This is a genomic window from Colwellia asteriadis (genome assembly GCF_039523295.1).
GTDB lineage: Bacteria > Pseudomonadota > Gammaproteobacteria > Enterobacterales > Alteromonadaceae > Colwellia > Colwellia asteriadis.
In genome coordinates, this window is record NZ_BAAAFA010000001.1 from 266,187 (window position 1) to 279,364 (window position 13,178).

Sequence of the window (13,178 nt, forward strand, 5' to 3'; positions counted from 1 at the left end):
TATTTTACTATAGGTCAACAACATGAATGACACTAAATCATTACCCGATTTACCCGATCGCCTTTCAGGAAATCCCCGCAGCCCGCATTATATTGAAGAAGTTTTCGAAAACGAAATTGGTATTATTCTTAACGGTAAAGAACGCTTTGACGTAGAAGAATACTGCATTAGTGAAGGCTGGGTAAAAGTACCAGCTCATAAAGCACTAGACCGTCGTGGACAACCATTGTTAATGACGATAAAAGGCAAAGTAGAAGCGTTTTATCGTTAAACACAGTTACGAGCCAAAGCGCAAGTTAACAACTAGAAACAGGAACTCAGCGACATTTTAAACGCTATGTTCCTGTTTTTTATATATTGGTATCACATATTGAGATCATTTGTTGGTATTGCTTACTGCTAACGCTTCAAGAAATAACGTTTTATTTTTATATTCACGTAACATCGCTTTATTTTCATGTTCATGCAAAGCTGCTAGTTCGTCCGCTGCTAATATCGTTAAAGCAGGCGCGTAGCTAAATTGAATGGTAGGAAAGACATAGCTAAAAATAAATTTAGCACGCGTCATATGAAAATCAGAAGTGACTAAAACAGCATCCGTTATTTGTGCTGCTTCAATAACTGTTTTTGCAAGTGTTGCATCTTCTAAGGTAAAACGACTTAGCACCAAAGGTAAAAACTGTGTTTTAGGAACACCTTTGTTAATTAAGTACTCTCGCGTATAAAAGCTATGAGGTTGATTAGTAACATTAAAGCTGGCACCAAAACCACCTGTGCACAGTACTTTCGTATCAGGGTTTTTAGTGTATTCCTGCCAAGCTTGCTCACAGCGAGCAATACCTAATGCCGATAAATTACCTTGCTCATCATTAGGTGAACCTAATACAATAATTACACTGTTCATACATACTCCCTAAGCGTTATCAGCATTTAGTCTACTCTTGGTTTACTAGTTATCACAACAAAAAGCTCACCGAAGTGAGCTTTATAATTTAGATAAATATCATTCTGTAATGATTAAAATTGCGCAGTGAAGTTTACACCATAAGTATCATAATCATTTGTATCATTACTCGAAGCGTAATAAGCACCTAACGCATAGCTTTTATTGAAGTAATGATTTGCACCTACGCTATAACTTTCATCATTTCCATAGCTTGCTGATACCGAGGTTTTAGTATTGAAGTAATAGTTTACATTAGCATTCCAAGAATCGTCTTCGTAATCACCACTGTTATCATAAATATAATCAGCGCCCATTACTAAATAACTCTCGTTAGCTAAACCCATAAAGTATTTAGCTGATAAATTATGAAAGTCTAAGTCTTCATCGGTTGAATAAGTAAAACCAACATAGTCAACGTCGCCTAATTGCCAATTGTAACTCGCACTCATGGTGACATAAGCGCTTTCCCCTTCGTATTTGTTCACGTTAACTTTAACTAATAAATCATCAGAAAATAAGTAACCTGCTGTCAAAAAGTAAGCATCTGAATTTCTACTATAACTAGTATTATAAGTATCATTTGAGCGTACTTTAACTTCGCTATCAGCATAAGAATAACCACCACCTATAAGAAAGTCGCCAGTAAACCACTCGCCGCTGGCACTAAGATTATGGGTGTTACTACTGCCAAAGTAAGATGATTGTCCGTTCCCGTAATCTAAACCAATATCGCTGTCATTATATTGATAACCAACTGAAATATTACTAATTTTCTCAATAAATTTAAATTGATTTAGTGGCCCTAGAACTGCTCGACCATCAAAGTAATAACGACTATTAAGGTTAAACATTGAAGTGTCTGTATCGCCCTCATCAGTTAAGCTATAACCAGCTCCTGAAAATGACTGATAATCTTGCGCTGAAGCTTGTAATGAATGGCCTAAAAGTAAGCTTGGGATAAGTACCGCTAAGGCTGATAATTTCATAAATACGTCCTTGTAAACGTTAATTGATTAATAATATAAAAATCGCTTTCCTCTGACAAATAAAGCCTAAAAAGGTAAAGCGAACAATGCCGTGCATCATACCTAAATAAAAATTTAACACATTAAAAAATCGGGAAAAAATCACATTTTATTACAAATTAACCACACTTCGTATCCCCATAAAATACAAATAAAAAAACTCGCCGCAGCGAGTTTTCAAATCAACACTAAATTGTGCAAACAAGAGTACCCTTGATTCAACAGTAAGGGTACTTTTTGGCATTTATTTTTTTGTAGCAGACTTTACGGGAAAGCCTCTGTCACGCATCAGCGCTTCAACTTGCGCATCACGACCTCTAAAGGCGCGATAAGCTTCAGATGGGTCGACCGCATTACGTACGCTAAATAAGTGCTCAACTAATTTAGCTGCCACTTCTTTATCGTAAAAGCCGCCTGGCGCTTGTGCAAAAGCTTCTGCTGCATCCGAGGTTAGTACTTCTGCCCACATGTAACCGTAATAGCTTGAGGCATAGCCTTCACTGCTAAAAATATGACCAAATTGTGGACTACGATGACGCATAACCACTTGTTCTGGCATATTTAAGGCTGCTAACGTATCGCGCTCAAACTTATCAGGGTCGATACCTGTAGGGTCAACCGTGTGAAACTTCATATCAACTAATGCTGAGGCTAAATACTCTGTAGTTTTAAAGCCTTGATTAAAGGTGGCCGCTTGCTTAATTTTAGCAATTAATGCTTTTGGCATTGGCTTACCTGTTTTGTAGTGCACAAGGTAGTTATTAATCACTTCATCCGTTGATAACCAACGCTCTAACAGTTGAGACTGAAACTCAGTATAATCACGTACGCCACCGTTAAGTGTTGGGTATTCTACTTTTGACGCTAAGAAATGCAGTGCATGACCAAACTCATGGAAGTACGTCTCAGCATCTGACCAAGAAATAAGTGTTGGTTGCCCTGCCACCCCTTTACTGAAGTTTGAGTTGTTTGACGAAAGTACATTCTTTTTGCCGTCAAAGGTTGTGTGGCTTCTATAGGTAGTTGCCCACGCACCTGAACGCTTACCTTTACGTGCAAACGGGTCTAAATACCATAAACCAATATGTTCGCCTGAGGTTTTATCTTTTACTTCCCAAACGCGTACATCTTCATGAAAAACAGGTACTGAGCCGTCAGTAATTTCCGTGAAGTTAAAGTTAAATAAACGACCGGCAACATAGAACATTGCTTCACGTAGCTTATTTAGCTGTAAGTATTGTTTTACTTCATCAGAGTCTAAATCGTATTTATCTTGACGTACTTTTTCAGCATAAAAACGGTAATCCCACGCTTCAATTTTTTCAATGCCGTCTTGTCGCTTACCAATTGCTAACATATCAGCAACTTCTTCATCCACACGAGCAATAGCCGCAGGCCATACTGACTCCATTAACGCGATCGCATTTTCAGGCGATTTAGCCATGCGATCTTCTAAACGCCAAGAGGCATAGTTTTTATAACCTAATAAACCAACACGTTCATGACGAAGTTTTAAAATTTCTGCAATAATCGCGTTATTATCAAATTCATCACCGTTATCACCACGGCTGTAGTATGTTTGCCATACTTTTTTTCTTAATTCGCGTTCAGTTGAATAAGTTAAAAATGGGTCCATTGATGAACGTGTATTAGTAATGGCATATTGACCATCATGATCACGCTCAGTAGCCGCAGCGGCTGCAACGGTAATAATTGACTCAGGTAAACCACCTAACTGATCTTTTGTTAAATATAAAACATAGTTTTCTTCATCAGCTAACACGTTATTACCAAATTGCGTATGTAGCTGCGCTAAACGTAAGTTAATTTCTGCATAACGTTTTTGATCTTCAGTATTTAGCGTAGCGCCATTACGAGCGAAGCTATTATACTTTAACTGTACTAAGCGCTGTTTTTCAGGGCTTAACGATTTTACTTCATCGCTATTATAAACAGCTTTAACACGTGCAAATAACTTGGCATTTTGACGAATAGTTGAAGAAAAAGCAGAAAGCTTAGGTGCTAACTCGCTTTGTAATTGACGAAATTCACTGCTTGATTTATTTGAACGCCAAATACCGTAATAAGTAAATAGTCGGTCTAAATCAGCTCCTGTTTTTTCCATCGCCACAATAGTATTTTCAAACGTAGGCGTTGCAGGGTTATTGGCAATCATGTCGATTTCAGCTAATTCACTTGCCATTGCTTGTTCCATTGCAGGAACAAGGCCGGCTAAGGTTACTTTATCAAAGGCAGGAACACCTTGAAACGGGCCTTGCCACGGCGCTAATAACTGCTCTTTAGATTGTTCGACAACTGTCGCATTAACAACAGCAGTTGCAGCTTCAGTAACATTTGACTGAGTATTATCGGCGGCTGTACAACCCATCAAAATACTTGATGTTAACAACGCTTTAAAAAATATTTTTTTCATGTGTACTCTCTACGATTGAGAACCAAATAACATAATCTGGGTTCAGGTAAGTTAATTATTCATGTCTGAGTTGATGCTGAAGCTATATAAATAGTCACAACGCATAATCAGTAGTACTCGAATAAGTTACTTTTATTCTATCAATATTTAGTCACGATAACCGTCTTGCTATTACCGTTTGTCGTTTGTAGCCTACCACTGAGCTTAAAAGCGATATTTTCATAAACTGAAGAGAGTATTTTATAAACAGAAAAAACCGACTGTAAAAGAATTACAGTCGGTAAAGGGGAGTATAAGTTGGGAGCCTCCCCATAAACACATAATGCGAAAACGTTTGTGCTAGGGTCGATTATTTTTTGTCCGTCCAGAATAAAAAATAAAAGTCGTTTACTATAGTTAACTAAGCCCCTTTAACCAGCTCAACAAACTCAGCAAGCTCTTGTTTACTAACAAGTAAGTCGGCATTGCTATCAATTTTTTCAAATGAGCTTACTAATACTTCGTTTTTGCTTGAAGTGATTTCTGCTTTACTTAGTGAGCCATCTTTATCAAGATCTAAGTTATTAAATACCACTTCATTGATACTTGCTTTTACTGGTTGAACTGGCTCTGAACTAGCAATTTGAGGAGTATCACTTCCTAGCGGTGCTGTCATTTCATTAGCACTCACAAAAAATGATGCTGCTAACATAGTTACAACCACTACGGAAATTTGGCTTAAGCTAATATTTTTCATTGTTCTTCCTTATTATTTATTCACTGTAAAAGTTATGACACCACAATATGTAATTAGCTATGTCTGATTAAATCTAATTTCATATTGATTATTTAAACTGCTAGGTATAAACAGTTAATTAAAATATATAACGGTAACAACACTAAACGCGGGAAAGTCGTTTAATAATCACCGTTACTCAAACAGGATATAGCACAGTGTGTACCAACTTTTTAAGCCATTGATTTAAAAGAAATTTAATTAAAAAGCAAGCTTTTCAAACCCCATAACTGTAGTTAATTAGAGACAGGCAATGAAAATTATAAATTTTTTGCCGAGTGACAACATCTCACCCAACAAAAATAACAATAAATTACAATAACTTAAATGACACAAAACACCCCACCACCAATGTCGCCAAAAGGTGACACCATTGTTTTTCGCACGCTTTTAGCATAAAAAGGCACTCTATTAAATTTCTCCGCTAGTAATCAAGAAAGGAAACATGACGTGCCAAGTAAGTTAACCGCTAAGCAACTTTGCCAGTCACTATTGAAAAAAGTATCTATCAGTAAATTAACCTTATTAGGTTTTTTATTAGTTGCGCTGCCATTAACCGCAGCATTACTTTTTAGCGTCAGTAAATTAAGTGACCTCGCTAAGCAAAGCACTGTTTCGGTTTACCATGTTGCTCAGTTAACTCAATTAAATAATCAACTCAGCGATAGACTGGTCTCTATAGAGCGTTTTGCTAGTCAGTATGTTGTATTGAAAGATACTGCTTTACTCACAACATTCACCGAACAACAACGAAGCTTTCTTAATATTATTGAGCATTTTTTACTACAACAGCAGGATTTAACATTAGTTGCGTTACTCAAAGAGCTCAGTGTTGAGAGCCAGCTAATAAAGGGTGAAATACAAAAAGATAGTGATGAAAACTCAGGTAATTTAACCTTAGATATAGTACAGCGAAAGTTTCAAATACTGGTTAACTTAAAAAATAAAATTAAAGATCGAAGCAATACCATTATCAACGAACAAGCCACCAACATTGACTTTACCGCTAAGCAAGTTAACCAAAATATTTTAAATAGTCTCTATACCATTCCAATAACATTATTAATTGCCTTAATATTTTTATTATTGATAACCAGACCATTAAAGGCACTGATCCGAAAAATTAACACTTTAGAGCAAGGCAACTTTAGTGAGAAAATTGATGTTCAAGGAACTAGTGAAGTAGAAGAAATAGCTCAAGCCCTTGAGATGATGCGTAAAAGGTTGCATGCGTTAGAGCTTCAAAAATCAAGTTTTATTCGTCATATTTCTCACGAGCTAAAAACACCGCTAGCCGCGATTAGAGAAGGCACTGAGTTAATTTATGATAATAGCGTTGGCCCTTTAAATGACGACCAGCAAGAGATTTGCGACATTATTCGCGGTAGCGTTACTCGCTTACAGCGTTTGATTGAAGACTTACTCGATTTTAATATTGTTCTTGATTCAACAAGTTTACAAGATGCTGAAAAAATTCACTTACCTACGCTAATTGACAGCGCCTTAGCATTACGAAAATTAGATATAAAACGTAAAAATTTAGTTATAGATAGCAGCGGTACTGACTGTGACTTTTACAGTAATACAAAACAAATAAGCGTAATTTTAGATAACGTATTATCTAACGCGATAAAATTTTCACCACTGGGCGGCATTATCACCATTAAATATCACAGTACTCATAATAATAAAAACAACTTAATTATTGAAATCACCGACCAAGGCCCTGGAATGAGCAATAATTTAAAAGACAAAGTGTTTGACGCCTTTTACCAAGGTCCTCCACCGCAAGATAACCAAATAAAGGGTAGTGGTTTAGGGTTAACTATAGTGAAAGAGTTATTAATGCGCCTTAATGGCTTTGTCGATTTAAGTGACAACCACACATCGAGCCACGATAAATCATCATTAAAGCAACGTGGTAAAGGCAGCTGCGTTACGATAACACTACCACAAGAAAATAAAGCTAAATCAACAGCCCCTTAAAACAAGCCAAAATAATTAGCACAACAGGTTACAGGTAAATAGATATGTTCAGCACTAAACACGACAACAGCAATACATCACAAGCATTTAATTCAGTGTTATTGCCCACTGTCATCGCACTTATACTCATAACAATGCTAAGCGCTTGTCAGTTAACGCCCAAAGCGGAGCCAAAGGTAGCCAAAAATACCCATAAAACGTTGCATTATAGTCATTACTATTTATGGTTAAAAACGTTATCACCACAAGAGTTAGTTGCTGAAATAGACAGTCAAAAAAAAGCACTTTCCCTACAATCAGATACCATTACTGAGCAAGGAACAAGTCACAAATTTACTCAGCACCACGCTAAGATGATGCTTATTTACAGCTTACCTAGCTCACCTATTTATCAACCTTATGCAGCAAAAACACTACTTAACAATGCCAATTTTTCTGACGATGATTACTCTTCTCCAAGCGATAATAGTGACTCTCTGCATAACTTAGCTTTTATGTTGTTACTGAAAGACCAATTAAATGCACAATTAAAATTACTGACCGCGCAAGCGGCATTAAAAACAAAAGCCAAACAAGAATATGCTCGAAAAGATGCAGCAATAGAACAACTTGAAAAGCAGTTACATCAATTGAAAAAAATAGAAGAAAACTTAACAAAGCATCAATAAATACGTTCGTAAAAGCACCACTAAAGAAATTATTACAGTGGTGACATTTACTTAAAGTACACCGTGTAGATTATATACTTACAGCTTAAATGAGAGAGTAACCATGAGCCAACAAGACTTACCTAATGCAGCAACAAAAGTATTAATTGTTGATGACGACCCAAGCTTACTAAGGTTGCTCAGTATTCGTTTAAAAGCCGCGGGCTATGATGTAGAGTCGGCTGCTAATGCCAAAGTTGCTTTAGGTACCTTACAAAGCTTTTTACCTGAAGTGGTTATCAGTGATTTACGCATGGAAGGTATGGACGGAATGGCGCTCTTTCAGCAAATTAGGCAACAGCACCCTAATATGCCCGTTATTATTATGACCGCGCACGGCACCATCCCCGATGCAATTAGCGCCACTAAGCAAGGTGTTTTTAGTTTTTTGACTAAACCGTTTGAAAGTCAGCAGCTATTAGACACAGTACAACAAGCTATTTTATTGCAACCGTCAACTAACGAAGATAATGCTGACAAAGATCATTGGCGCGCTAACATCATCAGTCGCAGCACTGTTATGGCCTCGTTATTACAACAAGCTAAACAAGTAGCAAGTAGTGATTTTAGTTTATTAATCCACAGTCAAAGTGGCACAGGTAAAGAGCTGTTAGCAAAAGCAATACACTTAGCCAGTAGTCGTAAGGACAAACCTTTTACCGCAATAAACTGTGCTGCAATTCCTGAACAGCTATTAGAGTCTGAGCTTTTTGGTCACACCCGAGGCGCTTTTACGGGTGCCGCTAAAGATCATGTCGGTTTATTCCAAGCAACCGATGGTGGCACGTTGTTTTTAGATGAAATCGGCGATATGCCGTTAAATTTTCAGGTAAAACTATTACGGGTTTTACAAGAAAAAGAGATACGCCCTGTTGGTAGCACGCAATCAATCAAAGTTGATGTTAGAATTATTTCTGCCACCCATAAAAACTTACAGCAAGCCATTATCAACAATAGCTTTCGCGAAGATTTATATTACCGACTCAATGTTGTTGAATTAGAGCTGCCACCACTGGCTGAGCGCCGAGAAGATATTCCATTATTGGTGCAATATTTCCTCAATCAAGCGGTACAACGTTCAAACTCACCGATAAAAAGCTTAAATGTGGAAGCAATGGAGTTATTAATTGCTGCGCCATGGCCAGGTAACATCAGACAATTACAAAATGTGGTAGAGCAAAGTATTGCCCTGTGTAGTGAAAATGTTATTAGTGAGGTAGTAATAAAAAATGCTCTGCGTGATAAAACAACGCAATTACCGTCATTTCAACAAGCGCGAGAGCATTTTGAACGTGATTATTTGGCGCGACTTTTAAAAATTACCGCTGGTAATGTTTCGCAAGCCGCCCGTATTGCGCAGCGTAACCGCACAGAGTTTTACAAGTTACTTAATCGCCATCACTTAATACCTGAATCATATCGAGAAGAGTGAACAGCGCATAAAATACCAAAAAATGCGTAGTTAACTTAGGTTAAACGCGCTTGTAACCATGCCGAAATATCAGCCAACTGCTCAGGTATAACGCTATGTGGCATGCGATACGTTTGCCAACTCACATTATAACCATCGGCTTTTAATAATTGATGCGCCATATGCCCAGCGCTCATTGGCACAACATCATCTTGCTCGCCATGCTGCTGCAATATAACCGTATTTTTGTTAGCTTCATGGCAGTTTTCAGGAAGTTTATCTGCGGTAGGTAAATAGCAAGACAGCGCTAAAATACCCGCGAGTTTTTCAGGGTAACGTAAGCCAGTAAACAAACTTAAAACCCCGCCTTGACTAAAACCAGCGAGTACAATATTACTGGCTGCAATACCTGAATCGATTTGTTCTTGAATTAACGCCTGCACTAGTTTTTCAGACTCAAGTACGCCAGCCATATCTGCACGATTATGTAAATCCATACTCTTAATATCGTACCAAGAACGCATCACATAGCCTTGGTTAATGGTTACCGCTTGCTCAGGTGCATGAGGAAAAATAAAACGAATACTGTGATTTTGTGGCAAACCTAAAACAGGGACCACAGGAGCAAAACCATCACCCGAGTCACCCAAACCATGTAACCAAATAACACAAGCTGTCGCAGGGCTTTTCGGCTCTATGGTTACGCGCTCTAAAGGAGAAATTGACATAATAAACCTTACTTTTTTAAATTTGCCACATCTTATCAGGCAATATTCGTTAACCCAATCACTTCATTCACTCAACTGAGCTTTTAGCCATATTTTTTCAGTAAGGGTATTTTAGAAAAATATACTCCTTTCGATTGAAGTAGCTACATCATAATAAACAGAGTATGCATGGCACAAATTACGAGTTCTTTGTACGCATTTCTGACATTAACTGTGGATTGAGCTTTAGGTTAAATATCAGCCCAAATTTGTGGGGTGAGTGCCCCCAGCAATTAAATTAAAAGCTCAAAATCATCAACGTGGAGCGCTCTGTAAATTCACTAAATCATTCGTTCACAAAAGTTTTCAGGTCTATTTATAATTCATTAACCAGAGAATCTGTTATATAATATTTTTTTTATAGGCCCCTCGACAAAGCTCCCGTTTATAGGCCAAGAGTCTACAAGGCAAAATCAATGAAAATATCTCTTATTGTATTATTATTTTTAATCCTACCTGGCTGCAATATTCACGATAATACTAAAACCATGAACAATCCACCTATCGCAAATGCGGGAGAAGACTTTGTTGGCTTCATTGGTGATGAAATAACTCTAGATGGAAGTCTGAGCACAGGTGAAGCTAACTTAACTTACAATTGGTCGTTGATCTCAACCCCTCAAGGAAGTTCTTTCAGTTTAAAGAATGCAAACTCAGCAATTTCTACCTTCATACCCGATTTAATCGGTGAATACTCTTTTAGACTCACAGTGAGCGATGGTGGCCTTGCAAGTAGCAAAGATTTTATCTATGTAGATATAACTAACCCACCTACAGTAACTGTAGCAAAATGGCATGATAATATGGACTCTGCCATTTCTTTTGATTGGGATGACAGCAATCTAACTCACTGTAGTGTAATTGCTCCGCTATTTGATAAGTATGACTTAAAAGCAACATTTGGAGTTATTACAGATACATGGTTAGAATGTTACCAAACTCTTTCATCCAACGGACATGAAATAGCATCTCACTCGAAGTCACACAAAGTAAACTTTGGTTTTTATGACGTCACTAATGATGAAAAAAGAAACGAATTAGAAGCCTCGTTAAAGTTTTTAACACAAGAAAAATTAATTAAACCTACCCTATTCATCCACCCTTGGAATAGCATCGATTTAAATAATATTTTATACGATGAATATTATCTATTTTCAAGAATTCATAATCTTTATGATACGGAAGAAAATTATCAAGCAAACATCATCAGCAGCCACGGCTTAGAGTTTTTCATTGATTTAGCTAATAAAAATAACGGATGGTTGAAAATTGCAGGACATAGTGTTGATGGCGAAGGGTGGCAGCCAATTAAATCATCAGACCTCGAAGATTTTTTAGCTTACCTTATCAAACAAAATATATGGGTGGATACTCATTCCCATATTGCCCTTTATCAAATGGCTAGAACACATATCACTGCAAATATAAAAAACGGTAAGATTGTACTGAATGATGAGCTTATTGATTATGAACTATTACGCTCTTATGGTGTAACAGATTTACCGTTAACATTTATTATCGATAGCATAGAGCCGATAAAAATAAGTGGTTATCTAACTTGCAATGATTACCCATACAGTGGTGAAGGACTAATGTTTGATTACAATATAATGTCTCAAGCAGAATTAGTGTATGAATCTTGTGCGAACTAATTAAGTCATAAGGGCTCAACAAAAAAGCAGTGCTGGAATAAGGGCAACTGCTTTCAACCAATGTTGGCGCGGCATCTGTTACACAAGTCAAAAAGTTTATCGGTTTGCATTAATAAACGGATATTAGGCTCCCCTTCATTAGCACTTTTATTGATCTGTACTAAGGATTATATTAATCGCTGTAATACAATAGCGACAAAGTGCTAAAGAAGGCATAACTATGATGCAAATAACTGACTTAAAAGAAGAACAAAAAACTCCCCCCCTCTTACGCTTAGGTTTCAGACCTTTTTTTCTTAGTGGTGCTATTTTCGGTGTTTTCGCGATACTGCTTTGGGTATTAATGTACCGTGGTGTAATTAGCTTATCGCCCTTAGGTGGTGCGTACTGGTGGCATATACATGAAATGATTTTTGGTTTTGGCTGCGCTATTGTTGCAGGTTTTTTGCTCACAGCCGTGCAAAATTGGACAGGCATGCGTGGCGTACAAGGAACAACGCTATTATTACTTTTTTTATTATGGCTAGCTGGCCGTATCGCGTTATTAACACCTGAAATTTTTGGTAATGTATTAGTAACGATCCTTGATTTAAGCTTTTTACCTGCTGTAGCTTATGTACTCGCCAAGCCTATTTTAGCGATAAAACAGTACCGAAATTTGTTTTTTGTTCCCCTATTAACCCTATTTACCTTAGCCAACTTAGAAATGCATCTTTCAGTCTATAACAATAGTTTTAGCATTATTTATTCAGCTTACGCGGGGCTAATGCTAATGACCTTTTTAATGTCTGTTATGGCGGGTCGGGTCGCCCCTATGTTTACCGCTAACGGCACTAAAACCACCAAAGTAACGCCAATCGCTTGGTTAGATATTGCCGCTAATGGCAGTTTAGCCGTTTTAATGATTAGCTTATTGCTTGAGCCTGTTGTTGGTTTCTCTGCAACATTTTTTGGTGCCCTCTTAATTATTGCAGGTTGTTTTCAAACTTTACGTTGGCTGAGATGGCGTCCTTGGATAACATTACAAGTGCCACTGCTATGGTCTTTGCATGCTTCAATGAAGTTTATTAGTGTTGGTTTAATCCTACTAGGCGTTGCTTATTTAATACCAACGGTACCCACTAACCATATTTGGCACCTACTTACCGTGGGTGGCATGGGTGGCTTAATTTTAGCGATGATTTCACGAGTATCACTAGGTCATACTGGACGTAACTTAGTTCCCCCTAAAACGATGACTATTGCTTATATTGCTATATCTCTCGCCGCAGTAGTTCGAGCTTTTGGTCCGTGGTTTATGCCTGAAAAAACCATGATGTTTATCGATATTAGCGCAACCTTGTGGATGCTAGCGTTTATTATTTTTATCGTGTTCTATGGTCCAATGTTAATGACTGCCCGTAAAGATGGTAGACCTGGCTAGCTTTAATAGTGCTTTACGTGTAAACAATAAGCCGTCAAAAATATTTAACGAG

General features: G+C 37.5%; 11 protein-coding genes. 6 read left to right on the forward strand and 5 right to left on the reverse strand.

Annotated features, from left to right (window positions below; translation table 11 throughout):
* The first annotated feature begins 22 nt into the window (after nucleotides 1-22).
* On the forward strand, nucleotides 23-271 hold the full coding sequence (locus tag ABD005_RS01085) for a DUF3297 family protein (RefSeq protein WP_215979688.1): 249 nt from the start codon (nucleotides 23-25) through the stop codon (nucleotides 269-271).
* A 105-nt stretch (nucleotides 272-376) separates the two neighbouring features.
* Here the strand turns inward: ABD005_RS01085 and ABD005_RS01090 are convergent, their stop codons facing one another.
* The 4 genes from ABD005_RS01090 to ABD005_RS01105 all read right to left on the reverse strand — a co-directional run bounded on the left by ABD005_RS01090 (nucleotide 377) and on the right by ABD005_RS01105 (nucleotide 5,141).
* Nucleotides 377-904 carry a YdcF family protein gene (locus ABD005_RS01090; RefSeq protein WP_343813922.1) on the reverse strand — a complete coding sequence of 176 codons (528 nt, stop codon included), beginning with the start codon at nucleotides 902-904 and terminating at the stop codon, nucleotides 377-379.
* A gap of 113 nt (nucleotides 905-1,017) precedes the next feature.
* Nucleotides 1,018-1,932, reverse strand: coding sequence for a putative porin (locus ABD005_RS01095; RefSeq protein WP_343813925.1), 915 nt, complete (start codon nucleotides 1,930-1,932; stop codon nucleotides 1,018-1,020).
* 283 nt (nucleotides 1,933-2,215) lie between these two features.
* Complete coding sequence (locus ABD005_RS01100; RefSeq protein WP_343813928.1) at nucleotides 2,216-4,405, reverse strand: M3 family metallopeptidase; 2,190 nt, start codon at nucleotides 4,403-4,405, stop codon at nucleotides 2,216-2,218.
* A gap of 400 nt (nucleotides 4,406-4,805) precedes the next feature.
* A complete protein-coding gene (locus ABD005_RS01105; RefSeq protein WP_215979692.1) occupies nucleotides 4,806-5,141 on the reverse strand; it encodes an EF-hand domain-containing protein in 336 nt (111 codons plus the stop codon).
* A 489-nt stretch (nucleotides 5,142-5,630) separates the two neighbouring features.
* Between ABD005_RS01105 and ABD005_RS01110 the strand changes: the two genes are divergently transcribed.
* The 3 genes from ABD005_RS01110 (at nucleotide 5,631) to ABD005_RS01120 (ending at nucleotide 9,305) form a co-directional block, all read left to right on the forward strand.
* The gene (locus ABD005_RS01110) at nucleotides 5,631-7,166 is read left to right on the forward strand and encodes a HAMP domain-containing sensor histidine kinase (protein WP_343813932.1); all 1,536 of its coding nucleotides are present in this window, start codon (nucleotides 5,631-5,633) and stop codon (nucleotides 7,164-7,166) included.
* A 44-nt stretch (nucleotides 7,167-7,210) separates the two neighbouring features.
* Nucleotides 7,211-7,834 (forward strand): hypothetical protein, encoded by a 624-nt coding sequence (locus ABD005_RS01115; RefSeq protein ID WP_343813935.1) that lies wholly within the window; start codon nucleotides 7,211-7,213, stop codon nucleotides 7,832-7,834.
* Between the two features lie 103 nt (nucleotides 7,835-7,937).
* Complete coding sequence (locus ABD005_RS01120) at nucleotides 7,938-9,305, forward strand: sigma 54-interacting transcriptional regulator (RefSeq protein ID WP_215979695.1); 1,368 nt, start codon at nucleotides 7,938-7,940, stop codon at nucleotides 9,303-9,305.
* A gap of 35 nt (nucleotides 9,306-9,340) precedes the next feature.
* Here the strand turns inward: ABD005_RS01120 and ABD005_RS01125 are convergent, their stop codons facing one another.
* Nucleotides 9,341-10,012 (reverse strand): alpha/beta hydrolase, encoded by a 672-nt coding sequence (locus ABD005_RS01125; protein ID WP_343813938.1) that lies wholly within the window; start codon nucleotides 10,010-10,012, stop codon nucleotides 9,341-9,343.
* A 455-nt stretch (nucleotides 10,013-10,467) separates the two neighbouring features.
* Here ABD005_RS01125 and ABD005_RS01130 point away from each other — a divergent pair, with 455 nt between their 5' ends.
* Together ABD005_RS01130 and ABD005_RS01135 are read left to right on the forward strand one after the other, a co-directional pair.
* Entirely contained in the window at nucleotides 10,468-11,703 is a 1,236-nt protein-coding gene (locus ABD005_RS01130) for a PKD domain-containing protein (RefSeq protein WP_343813941.1), read from the forward strand.
* A 220-nt stretch (nucleotides 11,704-11,923) separates the two neighbouring features.
* Nucleotides 11,924-13,126, forward strand: a complete 1,203-nt coding sequence (locus ABD005_RS01135) for an NnrS family protein (protein WP_343813944.1) — start codon at nucleotides 11,924-11,926, stop codon at nucleotides 13,124-13,126.
* Nucleotides 13,127-13,178: the final 52 nt, after the last annotated feature.